This is a genomic window from Arthrobacter sp. NPDC056691, from assembly GCF_042791415.1.
In the GTDB taxonomy this organism is placed as follows: Bacteria; Actinomycetota; Actinomycetes; order Actinomycetales; family Micrococcaceae; genus Arthrobacter.
The window spans coordinates 102,478-126,750 of sequence record NZ_JBHTXX010000007.1; the positions used below are offsets into that span (position 1 = coordinate 102,478).

At 68.3% G+C, this 24,273-nt stretch carries 18 protein-coding genes and 1 pseudogene; 7 read left to right on the forward strand and 12 right to left on the reverse strand.

Annotation, left to right across the window (positions count from 1 at the left end; genetic code table 11):
- Window positions 1-41 precede the first annotated feature (41 nt).
- Complete coding sequence (locus ACFRAU_RS08425; RefSeq protein ID WP_377999539.1) at window positions 42-2,222, forward strand: elongation factor G-like protein EF-G2; 2,181 nt, start codon at window positions 42-44, stop codon at window positions 2,220-2,222.
- Between the two features lie 91 nt (window positions 2,223-2,313).
- Here the strand turns inward: ACFRAU_RS08425 and ACFRAU_RS08430 are convergent, their stop codons facing one another.
- From ACFRAU_RS08430 to ACFRAU_RS08445, 4 genes are read right to left on the reverse strand one after another with little or no spacing between them, the layout of a single operon-like run.
- Complete coding sequence (locus ACFRAU_RS08430) at window positions 2,314-3,855, reverse strand: GMC family oxidoreductase (RefSeq protein ID WP_377999540.1); 1,542 nt, start codon at window positions 3,853-3,855, stop codon at window positions 2,314-2,316.
- 38 nt (window positions 3,856-3,893) lie between these two features.
- Window positions 3,894-5,342, reverse strand: coding sequence for an APC family permease (locus ACFRAU_RS08435; protein WP_377999541.1), 1,449 nt, complete (start codon window positions 5,340-5,342; stop codon window positions 3,894-3,896).
- Between the two features lie 25 nt (window positions 5,343-5,367).
- Entirely contained in the window at window positions 5,368-6,333 is a 966-nt protein-coding gene (locus tag ACFRAU_RS08440) for an ROK family protein (RefSeq protein WP_377999542.1), read from the reverse strand.
- Entirely contained in the window at window positions 6,334-7,359 is a 1,026-nt protein-coding gene (locus tag ACFRAU_RS08445) for an SIS domain-containing protein (RefSeq protein ID WP_377999543.1), read from the reverse strand.
- Between the two features lie 167 nt (window positions 7,360-7,526).
- On the opposite strand from ACFRAU_RS08445, the gene ACFRAU_RS08450 reads away from it, so the two are divergent.
- Window positions 7,527-8,330: a DeoR/GlpR family DNA-binding transcription regulator gene (locus ACFRAU_RS08450; protein ID WP_377996835.1), complete on the forward strand. Its 804-nt coding sequence runs from the start codon at window positions 7,527-7,529 to the stop codon at window positions 8,328-8,330.
- Window positions 8,331-8,389: 59 nt separating this feature from the next.
- Here ACFRAU_RS08450 and ACFRAU_RS08455 read toward each other — a convergent pair whose 3' ends face one another.
- On the reverse strand, window positions 8,390-9,076 hold the full coding sequence (locus tag ACFRAU_RS08455; protein WP_377999544.1) for an alpha/beta family hydrolase: 687 nt from the start codon (window positions 9,074-9,076) through the stop codon (window positions 8,390-8,392).
- A 159-nt stretch (window positions 9,077-9,235) separates the two neighbouring features.
- Here ACFRAU_RS08455 and ACFRAU_RS08460 point away from each other — a divergent pair, with 159 nt between their 5' ends.
- Entirely contained in the window at window positions 9,236-9,370 is a 135-nt protein-coding gene (locus ACFRAU_RS08460; RefSeq protein ID WP_377996833.1) for a hypothetical protein, read from the forward strand.
- Here the strand turns inward: ACFRAU_RS08460 and ACFRAU_RS08465 are convergent.
- Complete coding sequence (locus tag ACFRAU_RS08465) at window positions 9,367-11,376, reverse strand: alpha-amylase family protein (protein ID WP_377999590.1); 2,010 nt, start codon at window positions 11,374-11,376, stop codon at window positions 9,367-9,369. The genes ACFRAU_RS08460 and ACFRAU_RS08465 overlap by 4 nt on opposite strands.
- Before the next feature lie 284 nt (window positions 11,377-11,660).
- On the opposite strand from ACFRAU_RS08465, the gene ligD reads away from it, so the two are divergent.
- A complete protein-coding gene (ligD, locus tag ACFRAU_RS08470; protein WP_377999545.1) occupies window positions 11,661-12,683 on the forward strand; it encodes a non-homologous end-joining DNA ligase in 1,023 nt (340 codons plus the stop codon).
- A gap of 30 nt (window positions 12,684-12,713) precedes the next feature.
- Here ligD and ACFRAU_RS08475 read toward each other — a convergent pair whose 3' ends face one another.
- Window positions 12,714-13,334, reverse strand: a complete 621-nt coding sequence (locus tag ACFRAU_RS08475; RefSeq protein ID WP_377999546.1) for an L-threonylcarbamoyladenylate synthase — start codon at window positions 13,332-13,334, stop codon at window positions 12,714-12,716.
- 81 nt (window positions 13,335-13,415) lie between these two features.
- The gene (locus ACFRAU_RS08480; protein WP_377999547.1) at window positions 13,416-15,392 is read right to left on the reverse strand and encodes an amino acid transporter; all 1,977 of its coding nucleotides are present in this window, start codon (window positions 15,390-15,392) and stop codon (window positions 13,416-13,418) included.
- 232 nt (window positions 15,393-15,624) lie between these two features.
- Here ACFRAU_RS08480 and ACFRAU_RS08485 point away from each other — a divergent pair, with 232 nt between their 5' ends.
- From ACFRAU_RS08485 to ACFRAU_RS08495, 3 genes are all read left to right on the forward strand, one after another.
- The gene (locus tag ACFRAU_RS08485) at window positions 15,625-17,622 is read left to right on the forward strand and encodes a DUF4118 domain-containing protein (protein ID WP_377999548.1); all 1,998 of its coding nucleotides are present in this window, start codon (window positions 15,625-15,627) and stop codon (window positions 17,620-17,622) included.
- Window positions 17,619-18,293, forward strand: a complete 675-nt coding sequence (locus ACFRAU_RS08490) for a response regulator (protein ID WP_377999549.1) — start codon at window positions 17,619-17,621, stop codon at window positions 18,291-18,293. Before ACFRAU_RS08485 ends, ACFRAU_RS08490 begins: the two co-directional genes overlap by 4 nt.
- 137 nt (window positions 18,294-18,430) lie before the next feature.
- The gene (locus ACFRAU_RS08495) at window positions 18,431-18,862 is read left to right on the forward strand and encodes a VOC family protein (protein ID WP_377996826.1); all 432 of its coding nucleotides are present in this window, start codon (window positions 18,431-18,433) and stop codon (window positions 18,860-18,862) included.
- A 9-nt stretch (window positions 18,863-18,871) separates the two neighbouring features.
- Here ACFRAU_RS08495 and ACFRAU_RS08500 read toward each other — a convergent pair.
- The 4 genes and pseudogenes from ACFRAU_RS08500 to ACFRAU_RS08515 all read right to left on the reverse strand — a co-directional run bounded on the left by ACFRAU_RS08500 (window position 18,872) and on the right by ACFRAU_RS08515 (window position 24,096).
- Window positions 18,872-21,300: pseudogene (locus ACFRAU_RS08500) on the reverse strand (phosphoketolase).
- A 68-nt stretch (window positions 21,301-21,368) separates the two neighbouring features.
- The gene (locus ACFRAU_RS08505; RefSeq protein ID WP_377999550.1) at window positions 21,369-22,130 is read right to left on the reverse strand and encodes a maleylpyruvate isomerase family mycothiol-dependent enzyme; all 762 of its coding nucleotides are present in this window, start codon (window positions 22,128-22,130) and stop codon (window positions 21,369-21,371) included.
- Entirely contained in the window at window positions 22,130-22,966 is an 837-nt protein-coding gene (locus ACFRAU_RS08510; protein WP_377999551.1) for a fumarylacetoacetate hydrolase family protein, read from the reverse strand. The genes ACFRAU_RS08505 and ACFRAU_RS08510 overlap by 1 nt, the downstream gene beginning before the upstream one ends.
- Window positions 22,963-24,096 carry a cupin domain-containing protein gene (locus ACFRAU_RS08515; RefSeq protein WP_377999552.1) on the reverse strand — a complete coding sequence of 378 codons (1,134 nt, stop codon included), beginning with the start codon at window positions 24,094-24,096 and terminating at the stop codon, window positions 22,963-22,965. Before ACFRAU_RS08515 ends, ACFRAU_RS08510 begins: the two co-directional genes overlap by 4 nt.
- Window positions 24,097-24,273 lie beyond the last annotated feature (177 nt).

Sequence of the window (24,273 nt, forward strand, 5' to 3'; positions counted from 1 at the left end):
GGCCGCGTGGCGGCTCACGACTAACACGCCGGGAGATGGTCATGTCGGTAAAAGGCACTAACGGCCGGGGCAAGGGTCCGGGCCGCGGCAGTTCCGATCTCCGGCGGGCGGACGCGTCGGCCGGAGCGCCCGTGGACAAGCCGGAGGGCATCCGCAACGTCGCGCTGGTGGGGCACTCCGGGGCCGGAAAAACCATGCTGCTCGAGGCCCTCCTCGCCGCCGCCGGGACCATCCCGCGGATGGGCTCCATCGTTGACGGCAACACGGTCAGCGACGCGGAACCGTCCGAGATCCACCAGCAGCGCTCCGTGGTCCTCTCCGTGGCGCCGCTGCTTTACGACGGCGTGAAGGTGAACCTGCTGGACACCCCGGGCTACGGCGACTTCACCGGCGAGCTGCGGGCTGGGCTGCGCGCTGCGGACGCGGCACTGTTCGTGGTGTCGGCCGTGGACGGCGTCGATGCCGCCACCACCGCGCTGTGGGCGGAGTGCGCGCAGCTGGATACGCCCCGGGCTGTGGTGATCAGCCGGCTCGACCACCCGCGGGCGAATTTCGACGCCGCCCTGGCCGCCTGCCAGGGGGCCTTTGGCCAGTCGGTGGTCCCGGCCTACCTGCCGGTCCGCGGGAACGGCAGTGTGACGGGACTGCTGGGGCTTCTGTCCGGGCAGGTCTCGGAGTACGACGGCGAATCCCCGGAGCCCGCGGTCCGGGACGGGAGTGCCGAAGAGCTCGCCGCCGCGGAGTCCGAGCGCGGCACGCTGATTGAGGGGATCATCTCCGAGAGCGAGGACGAGTCCCTGATGGAACGCTACCTCGGTGGTGAGGACATCGACGTCGAAATCCTGGTGAGCGACCTCGAAACGGCTGTGGCGCGCGGATCGTTCTTCCCGGTCCTGCCAACCTCGGCCGAAACGGGCCTGGGCATCACCGAGCTGCTGGACATGCTGACCCGTGCGTTCCCGACACCCCTGGAGCATGCCGTCCCGGAGGTGACAGACCTGGCCGGGGAGCCGGCCGGTCAGCTGTCCTGCGACCCTGCCGGGGCGCTGGCAGGCGAAGTGGTGCGCACCACCATGGACCCGTTCCTGGGGCGGGTCTGCCTGGTGCGCGTCTTTTCCGGAACGCTGCGCGAGGATTCGGCCGTGCACGTCAGCGGCCGGGGCCTGGCCGAACGCGGCCACGAGGACCACGACAGCGACGAGCGCCTCACCCACCTCTACTCGCCGATGGGGGCAAGCCTGCGGCCCGTCCCGTACAGCGTGGCCGGCGACATCTGTGCCATCACCAAACTGGGCAGTGCCGAGACGGGCGATACCGTGTCAGCGAAGGATGCCCCGTTGCTGATCACCGCCTGGGACATGCCGGAGCCGCTCATGCCGGTCGCCGTCGAGGCCGCCACCCGCAGCGACGAGGACGCCCTTGCCAAGAGCCTCGGCAAGGTGGCCGCCGGCGACCCGACGCTCAGGGTGGAGCGGAACTCGGAAACCCACCAGCTGATCCTGTGGTGCATGGGTGAGGCCCACGGCGAGGTGGTCCTGGACCGGCTGCGGGAGCAGGGCGTGAAGCTGCAGACCGTTCCCGTGGTGACGCCGCTGCGGGAGACCTTCGCCGCCCCGGCCGCCGGGCACGGACGCTACGTCAAGCAGTCCGGCGGCCACGGCCAGTACGCCATCTGCGACATCGAGGTGGAGGCGCTCGATCGCGGGGCGGGCTTCGAATTCGTGGACAAGACCGTGGGCGGAGTAGTGCCGAACCAGTTCATCGGCTCGGTAGAGAAGGGCGTGCGGGCGCAGATGCAGAAGGGTGTGTCCGCCGGGTTCCCCGTGGTGGACATCCGGGTGACCCTTGTGGGCGGCAAGGCCCACAGCGTTGACTCCTCGGACGCCGCCTTCCAGTCGGCCGGCGCGCTGGCCCTGCGCGAGGCCGCAGCCGCCGGCCGCATCCAGCTGCTGGAGCCTGTCTCCGCCGTCACCATCAGCATCCCGGACGAGTACGTCGGTTCGGTCATGAGCGACCTGTCGTCGCGCCGTGGCCGGCTCACGGGCACGACGTCGTCCGGCGGGGACGCCACGGAGGTCACCGCCGAGGTCCCGGACGGTGAGCTCCTCCGCTACGCGGTCCAGCTGCGGGCGCTGACCGCGGGCACGGGCCGGTTCCGCCGCAGCTACCTGCGGCACGAACCCGTCCCGGGCAACGTGGCGCCCGCGGCGGCGAACGCCTGAGGGCACCAGGCGTAACGCCCTCAGGCATCGCCTGAGGGCGTTACGTATCTGCCCGCCCGCCAGGCGGCGGGCGTTGGTGTGCCGGGAGCTGCTAGCGTGCCCTGCCGTCGGCTCCGGCCGTCGTGGGCGCTGCCACAGCAACCGGCGCCATGCCCAGGAGCCCGGCCGCGATCCGCGCCCCGATCATGGCCGTGGGGAGATTGATGTTTCCCCTGGTGATGCTGGGCATGATGGAGGCGTCGGCTACGAAAAGCCCCGAAACGCCGTGGACTGCGCCGGTGCTGTCAACCACGGCGGTTTCGTCCGTGGCCGGGCCCATCTTGCATGTCCCCGCAGGGTGGCAGTAGTTCACGATGTCATCGAGTGGTGCTGTCTTACCGGGAACGCGGTCGCCGAGCATGGCGGCGAGTTCGGGCACCTGCACCATTTGCTCCATGAGGTCCAGGGCCTCGGAGAGCACGGTCCGGTCGTAGCCGTCGGGGTCAGTCCCGTAGCGGTGGTCAATGACGGGGTTGGTGATGTCCAGTTCGGCGTTGAGCGTGACTGATCCTTCGGAACGTGCGCGCATGGCGCCGCCGTAGAGGGTGATCGGCGGCAGGCCGGGGTGTCCGCTGTTGGCGCCGGCCACCATGAAGACGTGGATGTCGTACGGGCCGGCATCGCACCTGCTTGATTTGGCCCGCCCGACTGTCTGCTCGTCCGGATTCCAGGGGAGCCTGGCGAGGTCTTCGACAAGCCCGGGCTGGCCGGCGAAGTCGAGCTGGACGCAGGAGTGGTCGAGCAGGTGCTTGCCGACTCCAGGCAGGTTTGCCTGGACCGTCAGCCCAAGGGCGGCCAGTTCGGCCGCCGGACCGACGCCTGAGCGCAGCAGGATCGCAGGCGAGTGGTAGGCGCCGGCGGCGACGACGACGCGGCTGGCTTTGATATGGGCAACACCTGCGGCGGTTTGGACGAACACTCCCTGCGCGACGCCGCCGGCAATGTCGATGCTGGTGACCTGGACACCTCCGGCGATGGTCAGGTTTTCCCGCTCCCGGACCGGATCAAGGAACGCGAAGGCGCTGTTCCACCGGACCCCGTCGGCGACGTTGACCGGCATCGGTCCGATCCCCTCGGCAGCTTCGAGTTCATCAAGGTCGTCGGCAAACGGCAGTCCTGCGGCAACGCCCGCGTTGACGAATGCCTTCTGCGGCGGGGTGAGCTCGTCCATGGTGTACCTGCGGACGCGGAACCGGTCCCTGACCCATTCCAGAAGCGGCGTGACCTCCCCGGCTGACCATCCGGGATTGCCGGCGGCGGCCCATTCGTCGTACTCATGGCGTGCGCCGATGGATGCGGTACAGCCGTTGTGGGCCGAGCAGCCGCCAAGGATGCGTGCTCGGGGCAGGTCCAGGACGCCCTCGCCGGAGGAGCGGCTGGCCCTCAGGTCGTAGTCGTGTGAAAGCGGAATCGACCGGGCGTCGAGCATGTCGGCGGGCCACTGGCCCAGCTCGCGTGCGCCGTAGTCGGGGCCGGCCTCAAGGAGAAGGATGGTTTCGTCGCTGTGCGCAGCGAGCGTCCCGGCGAAGGCGGCTCCGCCGGTTCCACCGCCGATGACGACGGTGTCTACGGATGAGGGGAGTGTATGGGGCATGTCAGGTCCTGTTGTTGAGTAGGTTGCCGGTTGGTGGGTCAGTCGACGTCCGGGAGTTCGCCGGCCCTGGCCATCCAGCCGCGGTTGCCGGGGCGCAGGTTCCGTCCGTAGAGGACAGCCGCGCCCAGCAGGACGTACGCGAGGGCCAGGAAGGGGGCGAAGATCACGGGGTAAGCGGGCAGCGGGACGATGCTGTTGTAGGCGATCGTCAGCAGGGCGAGGGTGGAGACCAGTGGTGCGGCCACATGCGCCCAGATGCTGAACTCCTGTGGGTGGCTGCGGCGGAAGTACAGGAAGGCGGCGACGTTCATCAGAATGAAGATCGGAATGTAGACGAACGTCCCGGTGGTGCCGAGCATGTTGAAGAGGTTGTAGGGGCCGAGCGGCAGGCCGACGGCGAGGCAAATGGCCAGGGCGATTGCCGACTGGACGTACACCGCGGTGACCGGAGTGCGGTGCTTCGGCTGTGTGCGGGCGAAGAACCCGGGAAGCGCCCCGGTGCGGGCGATGCCGTAGATGGTCCGGGTGGCGCTTGTGGTGCAGGCGATGCAGACACCGAGGCCGGAGTTGACGAGGGCGATCAGGACCAGGACCGAGGCGCCGCTCCACAGGCGGTCGGCGAGGACGAACGCGGGTGCGGTTGGCGACGCGGCCAGGGCAGCAATGTCGCCGGTGCCCCAGCCGATCTGCAGGCCCCAGGCGGTGACAACGTAAAAGACGCCGATGAGGACCAGTGAGCCGATGATGGCTTTGGGTACGATCCGCTTCGGGTCCCGGGATTCCTCCCCAACGGCCGCCGCACTTTCGAAACCGGTGAAGGCGAATATTGACAGCACAATTGCGAGGAAGAATCCGGACGGATTCTGGACGTTGGCCGGGTTGAAGCCGTCCAGGTTCACGCCGCCGGTACCCGGGTTGAACATGCCGGTTACAGCGAGGCCGAGTCCGACAGCCATTTCGAATACGGTCATGACAACAAGAAACTTGATCGAGATGACGATGCCCCGGTAGGCGCAGGCAAAGCAGATGACGAGTATGGCGGTCGAGTAGAGCCACCACGGAAGCCCGATGCCGTATTTGCCGCTCAGCTCATCCTGGAGCACGGCGCCGGTGAAGGCCGCCAGGGCGGCCGGGACGATCGTGACCATGACGGCGTAGAGCCAGCCCGTCATGAAACCGGATTTGGGGCCGATGCCGGCGGAAACGTAGGTGTAGAAGCCGCCGGCCGACGGCAAATGCCGTGCCAGGCCCAGCATCGGAACAGAGATCACCAGGCAGACCAGGAACGCTGCCAGGTAGGTCAGCGGGGCAGACGAGCCTGCCTGTCCGCTGGTGAATGCGATGGTGTAGAAGATCCCCAGCGTAGGGGAGATCTGGGCGATCGACTGCATGAGGGTGCCGCCGAGGCCAATGGACCCGGGGCGAAGCCCGGTGTCGAGGTGCTCGCCTGTCGGCTTTGTTGAGGCTTCCGGTGGGTTGGTTAACATCTGCTCTTCCTTGAACTATGAGTATTTAGCGATCGCGGGCCGTGGCCGGCATCTGGAAGCCGGCCATGGTGAGGTAGGCCGCGCCGATGGCGCCGCCGAAGTCGTCCAACTGCGTTGCCGCCAGCTCGGCATGGTGGATCCAGGGTCCGAGCCGGCGGAGATAGGTCTCCAGCTCTTCCCGGTAGAGATCCAGGTGCTCGGCCGCGCTGCCGCCCAGGACGACCGTGTGCGGCCGGTACGCGGCCAGGAGCGTGCCGAGCCCTTCGGCCACGGCGAGCCCGTACTCCCGGAACACCCGGGTGGCCACAGCGTCTCCGCGCGTAGCCCTTTCAGCAAGGTCTGCGACGACGTTTCTGTCCCGGGAATCCCTGCCGAGGGCAGAAGCGGCCGCGCGTTGGAGCGCCTGCCGGGAGGCGGCCATTTCCCAGCACGCCTCCCGTCCGCAGTAGCAGGGCTCGGGCGCTTGCCGGACCGTGATGTGGCCGGCCTCGGGGTGCATCCCGTCCGCACCGCGCAGCGGCCGTCCGGCCAGGAGCAGGCAGGAGCCGATTCCGGTGCCGAGCGTGATGTGCAGCAGGCTTGTTGAGCCGGCGGCGGCCCCGACCCGCTGTTCCGCGACGGCCGCACAGACGGCGTCGTTGTCGATGGTGACCGGCGCGCCGAACCGCGAGGCCAGCGCGGAAACGACAGGTTCCCCGGTGAACCCGGGCAAGGTGTCCGGGTTCCGGATGATGCCCTCGGGATCGACGGGTCCGCTGGCCCCGATTCCGATTGCAGTGATGGGCCGGCCCGGCGCAAGCAGGCTGATCTGGCCGGCGAGGAAGTCTGCGGCCGAGCCGGAGGTGAACTCGCCGGGGGTGGGCACGGCAAGCCGTGCGAAGACTTTCTGCTCCGCATCCATGGCAACGAAACGGGTGCCGGTGCCGCCGATGTCCATGCCGACGCGCACTCCCGCCGCGGAGCCGGTCCGGTCCGGTACGCTGACTGGCATTCAGACCGCCGTGGTGATCTTGGAACCGTAGAGGAAGGCCCCCGGTACAACGCCGTTGGCCCGGGCGAGCCCGACGGCGAAGAGCTCGGCCGCGACGGAGCTCGCCGCCAGGCGATCCAGGGCCCCGGCGCCGGGAATACGGACATTCGTTGCGCCCGGGACCTCGTCGTCGCCCACGATGATGACGCTGGAGCCCGTACGGACGAGATCAGAGGCAAGCAGGCGCAGGCTGGGATCGGGTTCCGTGCCGTGCATTCCGAAGATCACGACGGCGAGACCCTCTCCGGCCAGTTCAAAGGGGCCGTGCCGGAACTGTCCGCCGATGAATCCTTCGGCCGGGACCTTGGAGGATTCTTTGGTGATGAGGGCTGAGAACAGGGCGGTGGCCGCTTCGTCCCCCCGGCCGACGTAGGCAAGCCTGCGCTGCGGATGGCCGGCAACGGCCGCGGCCGCGTCCGCCACCTCAATCGAGCCGATGGCCTGCTCGACGGCGGCAGCCGCGCCCAGGATCTCGGCCGTGACTTCGTCGAGGGGGTGGCCCTCGAAGGCGGCGGACAGCATGCGGTGCACAGCCAGGGTGTTCAGGTAGCTCTTGGTGCTGACGGTGGCTTCGCTGCCGCTGTGCAGCGGCAGGAACAGGTCGGAGTCGACGGCGAGGGGGCTCGAGGTGTCATCGCCGATGCCGATCAGGAGGGCGGGGGCGATCAGGCCTTCCTTGCGCCGGTTCAGCAGTTCCACGACCTCGCCGCTCGCACCTGATTGGGAGGTGACGATGAGCAGGGTGTTGATGGTGATGGCGTTGGGGCTGTCCAGCAACTGCCCGGTGTCTATGCTCCAGGCCGGACGGCCCAGCTCTGTCAGCTTCCGCCAGGTGGGGATGCCGGCGAAGTGGGAGGAACCCATGCCGGTCAGGATAATCCTGTCCCAGCGCGAGCCGGCCAGATCCCGCAGGGGAGGGATTGCAGCGGCTGCAAGGCGGCGCAGCGCGTCCGGCTGCTCAGCTATGTCGAGCTCGAAAGGGGTCATTTCGTACATCTGGGTGCAGTCCTTCGCATAAATCGTGTGTGCCGTCGGGCGATATCTGGTCTGTCGTCGCAGCGCGCCGCCAGCGGCATCGCCAAACATTGTGGTTGTGCGAACGATCATAAATATGGTGCGAATCGATTGTCAATGGCCGCTTCCAAGTGTTTGAATTGGCTTCCAAGCACACCGCCGAGAGGGGCAACACGATGGTCAGCGCCAAGGAACGCCGTCACCAGGGAATCCTGCAGATCCTGCAGGAAACCGGCACGGCGGCCGTCGGGGAACTGGGCACGCGGCTGGGGGTCACCGAAATGACCATCCGCCGCGACTTGGAGTTGCTAGAGGCCGATGGCGTGCTGAAGCGGTTCCACGGCGGCGCGCGGCTGGCCTTCGGCAGCAGCTATGAGCCGCCGTTCCCCGCGCGGGAGAAGACGAACTCTGAGCAAAAGCGTGCCATCGGCGAACGCGTAGCCGGGGTTATCAAAGACGGCGACACCATCATCCTGGACGGTGGTTCCACGGGGCTTGCCGTGGCCGAATTCCTTGTGGACCGCGAACTGACAATCTGCCCGCTGTCGCTCCGCGTGGCCTGGGCTTTTGCCAGGTCCACCACGGTGAACCTGATCATCCCGGGCGGGTCGGTACGGCAGGGGGAATTGAGCCTCAGCGGAGCCGACACGATCGACTATCTGCGGGGGCACCACTTCGACACGTACGTCATGACGGCAAGCGGAATGTCGTTGGAGCATGGCTTCACCGAGTGGAATCCCGACGATGCCGCAGTCAAGAAAGCTGCCGTTGGCGTGGCCGACAAAACCGTCGCCGCCGTCGATTCGAGCAAATACAACCGCGTGGGCTTCGTCAGGATCTGCCCGACCGGGACTCCCGCCACGATCGTCACCGACGGTGGCGCCACTGCAAACCAGCTGGAGGCCCTTCGAAAGCACGCCCACGAAGTCATCGTCGCCGCGTAACGGCAGCTAACGCTGCTCGGGAGGCATCAAGCCTGGGTCCGTCTAGACTGCAGGCCCGTCTAGACGGCAGGCCCGTTAGCGCGGAGGAACGCTGCAACCGGCGCGGCCAGTGAGGCGCCGATGTCCTCGGCGCTGCGCTTGTTGCCGGCTACGGCGAAGGAGTGGTCGCCGCCCTCGCACCACTGCAGCGTAGCGGTGGGTCCGATCCGGGACACCACGCCTTCCAGGAGCTCCCGGGTGGCGAAGGTGTCACGCGTCCCCTGCAGGAACAGCATGGGGGTTTCCAGCCCGTAAAGGTGTTCGTCGCGGAGCTTCTCCGGCTTGCCCGGGGGATGCAGCGGGTAGCCAAGGTAGACGAGCCCGGCGGCGGGCATCCCTTCGGCCACCGCCATGGACGCCATCCGGCCACCGAACGACTTCCCGGCCGCCCACACCGGCCCCGCTTCCCCGCTGGATCCCGCACGGGCCACCGCCTCAGCCATCGCCGCCCGCCAGGTGGCAATCGCCGCCGGCGGCCGGTCGGGGAACTTCCGTCCCGCCTCGCGGTAGGGGAAGTTGAAGCGCAAGGTGGCAACGCCGTCGTCGTTCAATGCGCCCGTGAACCCGCGCATGAACGGATGCTCCATGCCGGCGCCGGCACCGTGGGCCAGCACGAGTGTTGCGAACGGACTGTCCGGCCGGGCGTAGGCGCCGGAGACGTGGCCGTCACCGACGGCAATGGTGATGGGCGAGTCAGCGGTGGGCATGACTCCATCATGCCCGATCCGGATGCCTGGCGGCCTGGGCGCCTGGATGCACAGCCCGGGCACAGGCAGGCGAAAGTCTCCAGCCAGCTCCGGACCGGACAGTTGATGCAGAAGCCGGAAACGCCGGACGCAGCCCATCAAGCACTAGGAGGAACAAGCATGATCGTGTACCGCCCCATTGCACCTTTGACCGTCGGCAGCGGCAGGCTCGGCGCAGCACTTGTAGCGATGGTCGTCGCGGCCTTCTGCGGCACGGCGGCCTTCGACAGCGGCAGTTCCGGGGAGTGTTCCTAGGAGGCCGACACCACCCTGAGCCAGGCGTAATCCTGCGGCCGCAGTACGAGCCCCTCGTCGATCCGCACCGGCTCCCCGGAAAACAGGTCCAAAGCTTCGGCGGCGAACCCGGACAGGGTTTCCGCTGCTACCACCTGCGGCCCGTCACTGAAGTTGGCGAGGGCCAGGACCACAGTTCCCTCGCCGGGCCGCTGGTACCCCAGCACGGCGGGGTTGTTGGTAGTGAACGGGACGAGACGGGTGCCGGCCAGCTCAGGAGTTGCCGCGCGGACCTCTGTCAGCCGCCGCAGCCCTGCGAACACGGCGCCCTCAGGGCTGCCCGGGTCCAGGCGCTTCGCGTATTTCTCGGCCGGGAACTGCGGGCGGTGCACCCACCGGCTGTCCGCTTCGTGGCCGTCCTCCCGCGTGTAGTCGTAGTCGTTGAGCTGCCCCACCTCGTCGCCCAGATAGAGCAGGGGGATGCCGCCGGTGCTGTAGGCCACGGAGTGCGTCAGAAGGACGCGGCGGATGGCCTCTGCCGAACCGTCCTCAAGCCCGGACAGCGACGCGGTGGTGCCGGAGATGCGGCAGTCGCCGGTCCGCGGGTTGTCCTGGAAGGGCACGCCGTGGGCGAAGCTGCCGGGAAAGCGGTTGACGTAGAACGAGTTGAGGAACCGGCGGTGGTCGAAGCCGTTGATGCCGAACTCGGCGGCGTCCTCATCGGCGAACGTCCAGCCGATGTCGTCGTGGCTCCGCACGTAGTTCACCCAGGACGTCCCCGGCGCGATGTTATGCCTCCGCTCGAGGGCCTGGGCCAGGAGCGCCACGTTCCTCGTGGCCAGGGCTTCCCAGGTCAGCGCCATCTGCAGCGGGTTGTAGGAGAGCTGGCACTCGGCCGGATCGATGTACAAGGCCACTTCGTCCGGGTGCACGATCGCCTCGGACTTGAACAGCAGCGACGGCGCCGCCAGCCGGCAAACCGCGTTGAACGCCTGCAGCAGGGTGTGTGCCTCGGGCAGGCTCTCGCACGTTGTTCCCAGCTGTTTCCAGATGAAGGCCACGGCGTCCATCCGCAGGATGTCCACGCCGAGGTTGGCCAGGAACAGCATTTCTCCCGCCATGGCCCGGAACACCTCGGGGTTGGAGTAGTTCAGGTCCCACTGGAAGGTGTGGAACGTGGCCCAGACCCACCGGCCGTCCGGCAGCTGTACAAAGGAGCCGGGGTGGTCTTCGGGGAAGATCTCGCGCACATCCTGCTCGAACGCGTCGGGCATGGCGCGATCCGGGAAGATCCAGTAGTAGTCGCAGTACCGCGGATCGCCCTCGGCAGCCCGCCGCGCCCACTCATGTTCATTCGAGGTGTGGTTGAAGATGAAGTCGACCACCAGGCTGATGCCGTTGGCCCGCAGCTCGGCGGCGAGCGCCCGCAGCTGGTCCATGGTGCCGAGCTTCGGGTTGACCTCGCGGTAGCTGGAGACTGCGTAACCGCCGTCAGACAGGGGCTCCGGGGCCAGGAACAGCGGCATCAGGTGGAGGTAGGTGAGGCCGAGTTCCTTGAAATAGGGGATGCGGGCGCGCACACCCTCCAGGTCGGTTGCATACCGGTCCACGTAGCAGACGCCGCCCAGCATGCGGTTGGACTGGAACCATTCGGTATTGCCCTCCCGGCCGGCGTCGAGCACCTTCAGGTCTGCCGGCCGCTCCTGCCAGGAACGCGCGATCTCCAGCGCCAGGGCCGCCAACTGCTCCTCGATGTCCGGCCGCGATCCGTACAGTGAACGGAACAGCCTGGACAGATCAGGGAAGTGGCGGTCGAACCGCCGCTCCAGTGCGTCCCAGTCCCCGCTGCCCGGCTCCAGGCCGGCCTGCGCGGCCGCCGTGCCGAACAGCCCGCGGTTGCCTGTCTGGGATGACCCGGATGACTGTGGAGAGCCGGATGCCTGGGATGCCCCGGGTTCCTGGGGTGCCCCGGATTCCTGGGCGGCGGATGGTCCCTGGGTAGCGTCCAGGCTCGCGGATTCAACCATGGACGGGTCTCCTTCGAGGACGCTCTGCGCCTGTTCGACGATGTTCAGCGCCGGGCGGCGCCCGGTGGGTTTCATCCTTACAGATGGCCCCGCCGCTGCCCAGAGAGCGGGCAGAAGTTTCTTAGGGCCCGACGGCGGGACTCGCCTGAGGGATCCGCCCGCCGTATCCGCCTGCGGTATCCGCCTGCGGTATCCGCCTGCGGGATCCGCCTGCCGTGGATCTTCGCTGGAATCGCGGCAGGCGTACTGCTGACGCCGCGGGCCGTGCGGGGTAGGTTGTCCCCATGGCCAGTGAACAGACCACCATCAGTGTCGACGGGCCCGACGGCCCCCGTGAAATGCGCGTCTCCAGTCCGAACCGGGTGCTGTGGCCCGAATTGGGGCTGACCAAGCTGGACCTTGCGCGGTACTTCGTGGACGTGGGCGAGGCCTTCATCCGGGCCAACGGAGACCGGCCGGTGGCGCTGCAGCGGTTTTCAGACACCGTGGACGGTGAGCAGTTCTTCTCCAAGAACCCGCCCAAGGGAACGCCGGACTTCATCCGCACGGTAAAGGTCACCTTCCCGAGCGCGCGCTCGCATCCCATGCTGGTCCTTGACGAGCCCGCCGCGGTGGTCTGGGCGGCGCAGATGAACACGGTGGTTTTTCATCCCTGGCCGTCGCGCGCGGACAACACTGACAACCCCGACCAGCTGCGCATCGACCTCGACCCCCAGCCGGGCACCGACTACGACGATGCCATCCCCGCCGCGCTCGAACTTCGGAAGGTGCTCGCCGAGGCAGGGCTGGATGCCTTCCTGAAGACCTCCGGCAACCGCGGGCTGCACGTGTATGCCCCCATCGAGCCGACCCGCGAGTTCCTGGACGTCCGCCACGCCGTGATCGCCGCCGCCAGGGAGCTCGAGCGGCGCATGCCGGACGAGGTCACCACCAACTGGTGGAAGGAGGAACGCGGCGAGCGCATCTTCGTCGACTTCAACCAGGCCAACCGGGACCGCACCATCGCCGGCGCCTACAGCCCTCGGGCCCTGCCGCATGCGTCCGTGTCCTGCCCGATCACCTGGGACGAGCTGGCGGACGTTAGGCCCAAGGACTTCAACATCCTCACCGTGCCGGACAGGCTGAAAACGGTGGGGGATCCGTGGGCGGACATGCAGGCAAACCCGGGCACCATCGACACGCTGCTGGGGTGGTGGGAGCGCGACGTCAGGAACGGGCTCGGTGAGCTGCCTTTCCCGCCCGACTATCCGAAAATGCCGGGCGAACCTCCCCGGGTCCAGCCCAGCCGGGCGAAGAAGCCGGAATAGCCGGCGGCGCCGCCCACCGAAAGCGCGCCGCTACTCGAACCGGGCCGGGTCGCCGGTGCCGCGGCGCACCACTTCGGCGGTGCCGCCGGAGAAGTCGACGACAGTGGTCGGTTCCGAGCCGGTGTCACCGGACTCGATCACCGCGTCCACTACATGGTCCAGCCGTTCCTTGATTTCCCAGCCCTGGGTCAGCGGTTCCTCTTCGTCCGGGAGCAGCAGCGTGCTGGACAGCAGCGGCTCGCCTAGTTCGGCCAGCAGCGCCTGGACGAAGTTGTGCCGCGGGATGCGCACTCCCACCGTCTTCTTCTTGGGGTGCAGCAGCCGCCGCGGAACTTCCTTGGTGGCCGGCAGGATGAACGTGTAGCTGCCCGGGGTGACGGACTTGATGCTGCGGAAGACGTCGTTCCCGATGTTCACAAACTGCCCCAGCTGCGCGAAGTCCCGGCAGACCAGCGTGAAATGGTGCTTGTCGTCCAGCTGGCGGATGGAACGGATCCTGTCCAGCGCCTCCTTGTTCCCGAGCTGGGCGCCGAGGGCGTAGCAGGAATCCGTGGGGTAGGCGATCAGCCCGCCCGATCGAAGGAGCTCCACGATCTGCGAGATCGCGCGGGGCTGGGGGTCCTCGGGGTGGACATCAAAGAATTTCGCCATGCGTTGAGCCTACGGCCGGGCGGCTCTCCGCGCACGCCCCCACGCGCACGCAGGCACGCAACGGCACGCACCCACACGCACTCAACCCACGTGCACCCACGGACGCCTGGTGACATTGGGCTCGGCCTCCCGCAGCACCTCCCGGGTGACCGGCGCGATCTCCCCCTCCCCGAGAAACAGGAACTTCAGCAGGTTCACCACCGGGTTTCCCTCGGTCCAGCGGAAATAGATGTGCGGCATGAGCCCGGTGACGTCCCGGATGTGCAGGAGAACGGAGGCGATGGTGTTCGGCACCACCGGCCCGTGCACCTCCAGCACCCGGTAGCCGTGACGCACCACGCCGCGCACCTGCAGCTCGGTTTCGAAGTCGGAGGAGTCGTCAACGATCACCTCCAGGAACAGCGCCTGGTAGTGGACCGGCAGGTGGCTGACCTCGATGGCGGACGTCAGCTTCTGCCGGTACGCCTCCGCGGTCAGCCGGCGCGGTTCGTGTGCAATGATGCCGATGGGGCCGCTCTCGTCCGCAGCGACGAACTCAAGGGCCGTCCGGTCGAGGCGGACGTGCGTGGCGTGCAGTTCGAACGACCGCCCGATCCTGGACAGCAGCGAAATGACAATGATGCCGGCGATGAAGAACGCGGCAATGCGGATGCCTTCGGGGCGCTCAATGACGTTCGCCACCGTCGTGTAGATGAACACCAGCGCGATCAGCCCGAAGCCGGCCGTGCGCTTCCGCTGCCGGCGGCGCCGGGCGGACAGCGCGACGGCGACCGCCGCCGAGGTCATCAGCACCAGCACCCCGGTGGCGTAGGCACCGCCCTGGGCGTCGACGTCGGCCTCGAAAAGAATGGTGACCAGGAACGCAATGAAGCCGAAAACCAGGACGAGGGGCCGGACGGCCTTGGCCCATTCCGGTGCCATCCCGTACCGCGGCAGGTATCTCGGGACGAGGTTCAGCAGGCCGGCCATTGCAGATGCGCCGGCGAACCAGAGGATGGCGATGGTGCTGAGGTCGTAGACGGTGCCGAACCCGTTCCCAAGGTATTCGTGCGCCAGGAAGGCCAGTGCACGCCCGTTGGCCTGCCCGCCGGGTTGGAATTCCGCTGCCGGAATGAGGATCACGGTGATGAAGCTGCTGGCGATGAGGAACGCGCTCATGATCAGCGCTGCCGTGGTCAGCATGCGGCGTGTCCCCTCGATGCGGCCCGGCGGGTTCTCCTCCGTGTCCGAATGCCGGCCACGGACCTGCGGCATGACCGCCACGCCGGTTTCGAAGCCGGACAGGCCCAGCGCCAGTTTGGGGAACACCAGCAGCGCTATGGCCACGGCCAGTACCGGGTTGCCGTGCGATGTTCCCAGGGCCTCCCACCAGTTCCCGACGGCGCCCGGGTGGCCCAAAGTTTCGACGGCGGCTCGCGCCACCACCACGACGTTCAGTCCCAGATAGACCGCCACCAGGACGACGGCGATCCCGATCGCTTCCTTGAATCCCCGCAGGAACACGGCGGCGAGCAGGGCCAGGAGAACGAGGGTCACCGTCACCTCCTGCCCCTGGAGCCAGCCCGGGGCGTAGGGGTTCTGGATGAGGTGCGCCGTGGCATCGGCGGCGGAGAGGGTCATGGTGATCATGAAGTCCGTTGCCGCGAAGCCGAGCAGCACCAGGACGAACAGCTTGCCGCCCCAGCGGGGGAGCAGCCGTTCCAGCATGGCGATGGAACCCTCGCCGCGCGAACTCTCACCCGCCACACGCCGGTACACCGGCAGCGCCCCGAAGAGCGTGACGGCCACCAGGACCAGCGTGGCCAGCGGGGAGATGACGCCGGCCGCGAGTGCGGCGATGGCGGGCTGGTAGCCGAGGGTGGAGAAGTAGTCCACGCCGGTCAGGCACATGACCTGCCACCAGGCATGCTTACGCTCGTGCGCTGTGGTCTGGCCGCCTGGTCCCTGGTGGGAGCCCTTGCTGTCCTGCAGGCCCAGAAGCAGCCAACTGGAAAGCCGCTGCACGCGGGTGTGGCGCAGCTCTGAGGGGTCCGCCGGCGGGCGGCTCATGGTTGTCATGGTGCCTTTCAATTGTTGTTGCTGCCCCGCAGCCGCGGTAGATCACAGCGGCCGCTGTGTGTCGCCGCTGCCGCGCGATTTCGCTGGGGCAATGCCGAACGTAGCACCGGGCAGGAGCGCCGGAACCGCCGGCAGCGGAATCTTGACGGATCCTTAACGCCGGAGTGAGGAACCCCACGTACCGGGCAGCCTGTGCCGTGGAAAGGTGGTGTGCAGGTGAAAGAATGGCGTCATGGCAGGGGAACGGATCGTCATTGGCCTGTCGGGAGGCCTTGAGGGGGAGATCCTGATCCGCCGTGCCGTCAAGGTCCTGGACGGTGCGGGCGGCGGGGACCTGATCGCCGTCCACATCCGCTCCGCGGAGGGGGCGTCCCGCGAATCGACCCGCGCCCTCGAATCACAGCGCCGGCTGGTGGTGGAGCTGGGCGGCAGCTACCACACCGTCGCCGCCGATGACCCTGTCGAGGCACTCCTCGGATTCGCGTCCCATGTCGGCGCCACCCGGCTGGTCATCGGCCAGTCACGGGCGCACCCGCTGTCGAGGCTTCTGACCGGCGCGACGGAGACACGGATCATCCGCCGTGCCGGTGACCTCGACGTGCAGGTGGTGCCGCACCCCCTGGCCGGACGCGGCACAGGCAGCCGGCGGCAGCGGGACCTTGGCCGCGCCCGCGTCGCCGTCGGGTTCGTGCTGGCGGCCGCCGTCCCCATCCTCATGCAGCTGGCGCTCGCCGTCATCCAGCACAGCGTGGCCACCGCCGTCCTGGTCCAGCTCGCCGGGGCCGTTGCAGTAGCGCTCGTGGGTGGCCTGTGGCCTGCCGTCGCGGGGGCACTGTGGAGCAGCCTGCTGGTCAACTACTTCTCGACGCCACCAATCGGTGAGCTCGCCATCAAAGATCCGCAGGACCTGCTTTCCCTGGGCGTCTTCGTCGGCGTCTCGGTCGCCGTGGCCGGCGTGGTGGACAGGTCCGCCCGGCGCTCCAAGGAGGCGGCCCGGGCCCGCGCCGAGGCTGCAACGCTCGGCGAGCTGGCCCGCGGAGCCACCAGGGCGGAGGACACGGTGGGCAGCCTGCTGGAGCAGGCACTTGACGTCTTCGGCGTCCGCGGGGCGGCTCTCTTCAGCGGCCCGGCCTTCCGGAACCGGCCGGGTTCCGGTGACTCCCGGCCCTCCGGTGACGCGCGGGCCTTCCGGGAGGGAGAGGGCGGGGCGGAGAGGAAACTGCTCGCGAGTGCGGGCGAGCTGACCGATTCCGAGCGGGAAGGCGCGGATTTCGCCGAGCACACCGTGGAACCGGTCGACGACGGCACCTGGCTGGTGCTGTTCGGCCGGACGGTGCCGGCCGCGGACAGCAGCCTGCTGGGCGCCTTCGCCGCGCACGTGCTGGCCCAGCTCGAGCGCCGGCAGCTGGCCGCCAGCCGCCTGGAGGTGCTGCGGCTGGCAGAGGGAAACACCATGCGTACCGCGATCCTCCGGGCCGTCTCGCACGACCTCCGCACACCGCTCGCCGGCATCAAGCTCGCCGTCGGCGGTCTCCTGCAGACCGCCGTCACGTATACCCCTGAGGAGAAACAGGAGCTGTTGGAAACCATCGATGAATGCTCGGACCGGCTGGACATCCTGGTGGGAAACCTCCTCGACATGTCCAGGATCACGGCCGACTCGGTCCGTCCCCTGCTGAAGCCCGTCCGGTGGCTCGACGTCGTGCCTCCGGCGCTGCGCGGCCTTCCGGCCGGCAGCGTCCGGGTGGTGCTGCCACCGAACCTTCCCGCCGTCGACGCTGACGCCGTCCTGCTGGAACGCGTCATCGCCAACATCGCCGAAAACGCCGTCAAGTACGCGCCGGCATCCGAGATCACCGTGACCTCGGCGTCGGGCGGCCTCAGCAGCGCCGTCCTGAACGGCCACCCGGCCGGCGAACTGCGGATCATCGACCACGGACGCGGCGTGCCGGACCGCAACGTGCCGGCCATGTTCCGCCCTTTCCAGCGGCTGGACGATCTTTCCCAGTCAACCGGCGTCGGCCTTGGCCTGGCCGTGGCCAGGGGATTTGTCTCGGCCATGGGCGGCAGCCTGGCCGCTGAAGAGACGCCCGGCGGGGGACTCACCATGGTCATCCGGCTTCCCCTGTCAACGGGCCATGGCTCAGCAGGGCATGACGGGCACGACGGCGGGCCATCCGCCGCTGCTGCCGTCCCGCCCGCCGATTTTCCGCAGGAGACTGCCCGGTGACCGGCGTCCTCGTGGTCGACGATGACCAGCACCTGCTGAAAGCCCTGCGGATCACCTTGCAGGCGCATGGCTACACCGTGGAGACGGCCGCGGACGGTGAGACCGCCCTGATCGCTGCCTCGCGCAACCCGCCCGGAGTTGTCGTCCTGGACCTCGGGCTGCCGGACATGGACGGCGCGGCGGTCCTCAGGGAACTCCGCCGCTGGAGCACCGCCCCGGTCCTGGTGCTCTCGGCCAGGCACGGCTCATCAGACAAGGTGGACGCCCTCGACGCCGGTGCGGACGACTACATCACCAAGCCCTTCGGGCTCGAGGAACTCCTCGCCCGGCTTCGCGCCCTCCTCCGCCGCGCTCCCGAAGCCACCGAGTGGTCCACGGTTGACACCCCGGAGTTCAGCGTGGACCTGGGCCGGCGGATGGTCACCCGGAACGGAGAGCCCGTCCGGCTCACTCCCACGGAGTGGAGCATCCTCGAACTGCTGGTGCGGAACCCGGGGAAGCTCATCACGCAGCAGCAGATCCTGGCCAGCGTGTGGGGGCCCGCCTACGAGAAGGAAGCCAACTACCTGAGGGTGTACATGGCCCAGCTCCGGCGCAAGCTGGAGGCTGACACGGGAAATCCGCGCCACCTGCTGACCGAGGCCGGCGTCGGCTACCGTTTCCGGCCCTGACCGCCGCCTGGGTATCCGCCGGTGAACTTCCGTGAACGCCCGTGAACCCCTATGAAGGGGAGCCGGATTCGGGCAACATGTGTAATGCCGGGCGCCGCACACCGGGCGCCACACGTACAGCCGAAGGAGAACCGACCGTGTCCACTCTGCTCAACCCGTACATCAGCTTCCGTGACAACGCCCGCGACGCCATGACCTTCTACCAGTCGGTGTTCGGCGGCGACCTGGCGCTCAGCACCTTCGGGGAGTTCCAGGCCAGTGAAGATCCCGCGGAGGCGGACAAGATCATGCACGGGATGCTGACCTCGGAGAAGGGGCTCGTGCTCATGGGGGCCGACACCCCCAGCTCCATGGACTACTCGCCGGGGAACACCATTTCCGTGTCGCTCAGCGGCGACGACGAGGCCGAGCTGCGCGGCTATTACGACAAACTGTCGGGCGACGGCGGCACGGTCACCGTCCCCATGGAGAAGGCTCCGTGGGGCGACATCTTCGGCATGTGCACCGACAAGTTTGGCATCGCGTGGCTGGTCAACGTCAGCGGAGCCCCGGCGGCTCCCGCATCCTAGCGACAAAATCTACGGGTGCGGCGGCGACCAGACCCACTCGCGGATGCCGGGCAGGTCCTCGAAATGCTCCCGGATGTACCCGGCGTGGGCGTCCAGCTGCTGGTTGCAGTGCTCGGCCAGGGCCGCTGCGCCGTCGAACTGCCGAGGCAGCCGGCGGAGCGCCTCCAAGGCCAGGTGGTAGCGGCTCATCCGGTTGACCACCACCATGTCGAACGGCGTGGTGGTGGTGCCCTGCTGGCTGTAGCCGCGGACGTGGAACCGTTCCGGGTTCGGCCGGCCATGCAGCAACTGGTGGAATGAGCGGGCGTAGCCGTGCCAGGCCACCACCACCTCGCAGGTGTCGGTGAACAGCGAAGTGAAAGTCCCGTCGTCGAGCCCGTGCGGGTGCACGTCCCGCGGCGGCAGCACCATGGCGTCCATGACGTTCACGACGCGCACCGTGGCGCCGGGTACATGGCGCTGCAGCAGCCACGCCGCTGCCAGCGTCTCCTCGGTGGGGATGTCGCCGGCGCAGGCGAGAATGACGTCGGGTTCAGTGCTGCCGCCGTCCTCGTTGCCGGCCCATTCCCACCGGGAGGCCCCGGCCTCGGCGTGCGCGCGGGCTTCAGCCAGCGTCAGGTACTGGGGGTGGGACTGCTTGTCGACCACCACAAGGTTCACGTAGTCCTTGCTGAGCAGTGCGTGTCCTGCCGCGGCCAGCAGTGTGTTGGTGTCCGGCGGCAGGTAGATCCTCGTCACTTCGCCGGACAGGGACAGCACGGTGTCGATCAGCCCCGGGCCCTGGTGGCTGAAGCCGTTGTGGTCGTTGCGCCAGCAGGTGGAGGTCAGCAGAATGTTCAGGCTCGGCACCGGCGAGCGCCATTCCAGGTCGCGGGCGTGCTGCAGCCATTTGGCGTGCTGGACGGTCATGGAGGCGCTGACCATGGCGAAGGCTTCGTAACTCGCGAAGAACCCGTGCCGGCCCGTCAGCAGGTAGCCTTCCAGCCAGCCCTGGCACAGGTGTTCGGAGAGCACCTCCATCACGCGGCCCTCACCTGAGACATGGCCGTCGTCGCCGTTTCCCGGCAGCATGAGGCAGCGGTCGGTGGCCTCGAACACGGCGCCCAGCCTGTTGCTGTTGGTCTCGTCCGGGCAGAACAGCCGGAACCGCGGATTGTCCGCCGTTCCGGTGTAGAGGTCGCGGAACAGCTCGCCCAGCGGTTTGGTGGTTTCGATGCTGGAGGAGCCCGGCTGCCCCGGCTCGACGGCGTAGCGGGCGAGGTCGGGAATCTCCAGCGGGACGGACGGCTGTCCGTTGGCCCGGGGCGCCGCGCCCATCCGGAGCCTGCCTGCGGGAGCCAGAGCGGACAGTTCGGGCACCAGGCGGCCGCCGTCGTCGAACAGCGTTTCCGGCTGGTAGGAGCGCATCCATTGCTCCAGTAGCGCCAGATGTTCGGCGTTGTCCCTGACGCCGGACAGCGGAACCTGGTGCGCACGGAACGTGCCTTCCACCGGCTTGCCATCGACGGCCTCCGGGCCCGTCCAGCCCTTGGGCGTGCGCAGGATGATCGCCGGCCAGCGGGCCGCCGTCGTTCGGCTACCGCCCGGGCCGCCGGCGCCGGTTCCGCCGGTGCCGGTGCCGGTGCCCCGGGCGTCCTGCTGGATGTCCCGGATGGTGGCGTAGGCATTCTCCAGGGTGGCGGCGAGGGCACGGTGGACCCTTTCGGGCTGGTCGCCGGAGACGGTGACAGGGTCCCAGCCGTTGGCCCGGAGCAGTGCCTCGACGTCCGCGTCCGTGCGGCGTCCGAGGACGGTGGGCCCGGAAATCTTGGCGCCGTTGAGGTGCAGGATGGGCAGGACCGCCCCGTCCCGCGCGGGGTTGAGGAAAAACGGCGCCGTCCAGGAGGCGGCGAGCGGCCCGGTCTCAGCCTCGCCGTCACCCACCACGCAGGCAGCGATGAGGTCCGGGTTGTCCATCACCGCGCCGGTGGCGTGCATGAGCGAATAGCCCAGCTCGCCGCCCTCGTGGATGGACCCGGGGTCGCGGGGCCCACGTGGCTGCCCACTCCGCCCGGCGTCGAAAACTGCCGCGCCAGCCGGCGCAGGCCGGCAGCGTCGCGGCTGATGTCCGGGTAGATCTCCGAATAGGTGCCTTCGAGGTAGACGTTCGCCACCACCGAAGGTCCGCCGTGGCCCGGCCCGGCGATGAACAGCACCTCCGCGGAGGTGTTCCTGATCAGCCGGTTCAGGTGGGCGTAGATCAGCGACAAACCGGGGCCGGTGCCCCAGTGGCCCAGCAGCCGTGGCTTGATGTGCGCCGGCCGCAGCGGCTCCCGGAGCAGCACATTGTCCTGAAGGTAAATTTGGGCCACCGTCAGGTAGTTCGCCGCGCTCCAGTAGCGGTGGAGGAGGTCCAGTTCGTCGTCCGAAATCGTCCCGGCTGACTCGGCCATGCTCATTGGTGCGCCTTCCGTCGGTGCAGTTCCCGCGCTGACGGGCACAGTCTACCCCCGACGTTTTGGCGGCCTCAGATCCACTTCGGGGCGGCGGGAACGTCGCTGCCGGCACGGGGCCCGCCTGCGGTGACGCCGCTGGTGCCGCCGCTGGCGCCGCGGCCTGCGGCCCATTCGACGACGGCGGGCAGGGCTCCGCTGATAATCGTGGGGTCGGCGGCGCGGGTGTCGCCGAACACCAGCCCGGTGCCGGTGACTTTGACGAGAAGCCCGGTGTCCGTGCCGCGGGTGCGCCACGCGGCGGTGATGTCCTTGAGCAGGCGCGCAAGGACGGGCTCCGGGATATCGGCGAAGCTTGCCCCGTTGCCGAGGTCGACGGCGTGGATCCAGACTTCGCGGGTGCGCATCCACACGGTTTCCGATGCCGGGACGGTGCGGCCCTGGATGGTCTTCACTTCGTTGTCCCAGTCCTGGTCCGGCAGGTCTCGCCATTCGACGGACAGGTGCACGGCGGAGTGGTCGAACAGGTTCCGCAGGGCGATCGGGCTCAGCGTGGCGCCGAAGTTGATCTCGTGGTCGCGCACCTCGGTGGAGGGGTACATCGGGGTCTCTACCCCCGTGGCGGCCCACTCCACCAGCCGGGCGATAGCCCTGGCGTTGTAGCCGACGTGCGCCACGACGTGCCGGCGTGTCCAGCCGGGAAGGAGGGATCCGCCGTCGAGCTCTGCATCGGTGAGCTCGTTGAGTTTGCGTGCGAAGAACGCGGTGCCCCGCCGGGCCTGCAGGAGTTCTTCCTGCAGGCCCGGGTCGGTGGCGAGGTCGTGCCGGGCGGCCATCAGGCCTCCTTGACCACGCGGTTGGTCAGCTGGCCCAGGCCCTCGATGGTGGTGACCAGGACCTGGCCTTCCTGCAGGTAGCGCTTGGGGTCCTGGGCGTGGCCCACGCCGCCGGGGGTGCCGGTGGCGATCACATCGCCGGGGTTCAGCGTGATGATCGTGGAGATGTAGGCGACCAGGAACTCCGGGGTGAAGACGAGGTCGCCGGTGGGGGTGCTCTGCTGGACCTCGCCGTCGACGGCCGAGGTCATCAGCGGCCCAACGGTGAACTCGTCCTTGGTGACCAGGGCCGGGCCGAACGGGGTGGAGTTTTCCCAGGTCTTGCCCTGCAGCCATTGCACGGTGCGGAACTGGTAGTCGCGCATGCTGATGTCGTTCAGCACCGAGTAGCCGGCGATGTGGTCCGCGGCGTCCGCTTCGCTGATCCGCCGGCCCTTCTTGCCGATGACGACGGCGAGCTCGGCTTCCCAGTCCACCGTGTCGGATTCCTGCGGCAGCGCAAGGTCGTCGTTCGGGCCGATCAGGGATTCCTGGTATTTGGCGAACAGGGTGGGATGGTCCGGGATTTCCCGGCCCATCTCCTTGATGTGGTTCCGGTAGTTGTGGCCCACGCAGATGATCTTGCCGGGGGAAGGCACGACGGCGGCCAGGTCGGCGCCCTCGAGCGCGTGCGTTGCGCCGTTGGCCGCCGTGGCCGTGGTCTCCCAGTCGTCGCTGCGGAGCAGCTCGCCGACGTCGGCGAAGCCGTCGATCTCCGTCAGGGTGCCGCCGTCCTGGCGGACGGCTTTCGTTACAGTGGTTCCCTCATTCAGGAGGCGGAGTGTCAGGAGTCTCATGCGTTCTTGCGTCCTTCGGTGTAGGTGCGGTTGAAGTTCAGCCGTTCAAAAATGGGGGCGTCGCTGAAGCGGAACAGATCAAACTCGCTCCCGGCTTCGAGCGACCACTCAGCCCAGGACGGGACCACGAACAGGTCGCCCTTGGCCAGTTCCTTGCGTTCGCCGTTGAGCAGGACGCTGCCGGTGCCTTCGAAGACCTGCCAGACGCTGGAGCCGACCTCGCGGAGGGGCTCGGTGGTGGCGCCGGCGCGGAGCCGGTGGAATTCGGCGCGGATGGTGGGCATCACGTCCCCGCCCGTGGTGGGGTTGGAGTACCGGATCGCTGCGTGGCCCTGGGAGACGGTGGCCGGGTGGCCCTCGTCCTCGAGCAGCAGCTGCTCGCGCAGGGCCCGGTCGGTGTATTCCCAGCGGTACGCGGCGATGGGGGAGTTGGTCGTGTTGTCCAGGCCGGACAGCGGGCGCAGGCCGGGGTGGGCCCAGAGCCGCTCGGAACGCGAAATGTCCGGGGTGGCCTCGTCGGTGACGCGCTCGGTGCCGAACTCGAAGAACCCGGCGTCGGCGTAGTGCACGAACGGGATATCCAGGCCGTCGATCCACGCCATCGGCTGGTCGGTGTCGTTGTGGTGGCCGTGGAAATTCCAGCCGGGAGTCAGCAGGAAGTCGCCGCGGCGCATCGCCACCGGGTCCCCGTTCACTACTGTCCAGACCCCTTCGCCCTCGACGACGAACCGGAAGGCGTTTTGGGAGTGACGGTGCTCCGGCGCGGTTTCGTGCGCGCCAAGGTACTGGATCGCGGCCCACAGCGTCGGCGTCGCGTACGGGGTACCGGCCAGGCCGGGGTTGGCAAGGGCGATGGCCCGCCGCTCGCCGCCCCGCCCGACCGGGACCAGGTCACCGGCGCGTGCAGCCAGTGGGTAGAGGTCGCTCCAGCGCCACACATGGGGCCGGGCCTTGGGCGAGGGAACCATCGGCATCAGGTCACCGATCTCGGTCCACAGGGGGATCAGGTTCTCCTGCGCGAAGTCGCGGTACAGCTGCTCCAGCTGCAGGGCCTCCTCCGGCGTGGGCTCCGGGACCACCTGGGCGGCGGCAACTGATTCGTGGGTCGTGGTCCCGGCGCTGATGGACACGGCGGCCTCCTCGGTGGGTATGGATGACGTCTGGGCGTAGTACCGAGATTAGGGACAGCGTGTCTGTGAACCACAGCATATTCTGGCAGACAGAATTCCTTGGCCCAACTGGCTCGCAGTTGTTTGGGTTTTTTGGGCCCAAAAAACAAAAAAAAACGACCGAAAGTGGTTTCCAAA

Coding starts and splice junctions, on each gene's coding strand:
- ACFRAU_RS08425 (WP_377999539.1), top strand. CDS start 42: ATGTCGGTAAAAGGCACTAACGGCCGGGGCAAGGGTCCGGGCCGCGGC.
- ACFRAU_RS08430 (WP_377999540.1), bottom strand. CDS start 3,855: ATGCCCCATACACTCCCCTCATCCGTAGACACCGTCGTCATCGGCGGT.
- ACFRAU_RS08435 (WP_377999541.1), bottom strand. CDS start 5,342: ATGTTAACCAACCCACCGGAAGCCTCAACAAAGCCGACAGGCGAGCAC.
- ACFRAU_RS08440 (WP_377999542.1), bottom strand. CDS start 6,333: ATGCCAGTCAGCGTACCGGACCGGACCGGCTCCGCGGCGGGAGTGCGC.
- ACFRAU_RS08445 (WP_377999543.1), bottom strand. CDS start 7,359: ATGACCCCTTTCGAGCTCGACATAGCTGAGCAGCCGGACGCGCTGCGC.
- ACFRAU_RS08455 (WP_377999544.1), bottom strand. CDS start 9,076: ATGCCCACCGCTGACTCGCCCATCACCATTGCCGTCGGTGACGGCCAC.
- ACFRAU_RS08460 (WP_377996833.1), top strand. CDS start 9,236: ATGATCGTGTACCGCCCCATTGCACCTTTGACCGTCGGCAGCGGCAGG.
- ACFRAU_RS08465 (WP_377999590.1), bottom strand. CDS start 11,376: ATGGTTGAATCCGCGAGCCTGGACGCTACCCAGGGACCATCCGCCGCC.
- ligD (WP_377999545.1), top strand. CDS start 11,661: ATGGCCAGTGAACAGACCACCATCAGTGTCGACGGGCCCGACGGCCCC.
- ACFRAU_RS08475 (WP_377999546.1), bottom strand. CDS start 13,334: ATGGCGAAATTCTTTGATGTCCACCCCGAGGACCCCCAGCCCCGCGCG.
- ACFRAU_RS08480 (WP_377999547.1), bottom strand. CDS start 15,392: ATGACAACCATGAGCCGCCCGCCGGCGGACCCCTCAGAGCTGCGCCAC.
- ACFRAU_RS08485 (WP_377999548.1), top strand. CDS start 15,625: ATGGCAGGGGAACGGATCGTCATTGGCCTGTCGGGAGGCCTTGAGGGG.
- ACFRAU_RS08505 (WP_377999550.1), bottom strand. CDS start 22,130: ATGGCCGCCCGGCACGACCTCGCCACCGACCCGGGCCTGCAGGAAGAA.
- ACFRAU_RS08510 (WP_377999551.1), bottom strand. CDS start 22,966: ATGAGACTCCTGACACTCCGCCTCCTGAATGAGGGAACCACTGTAACG.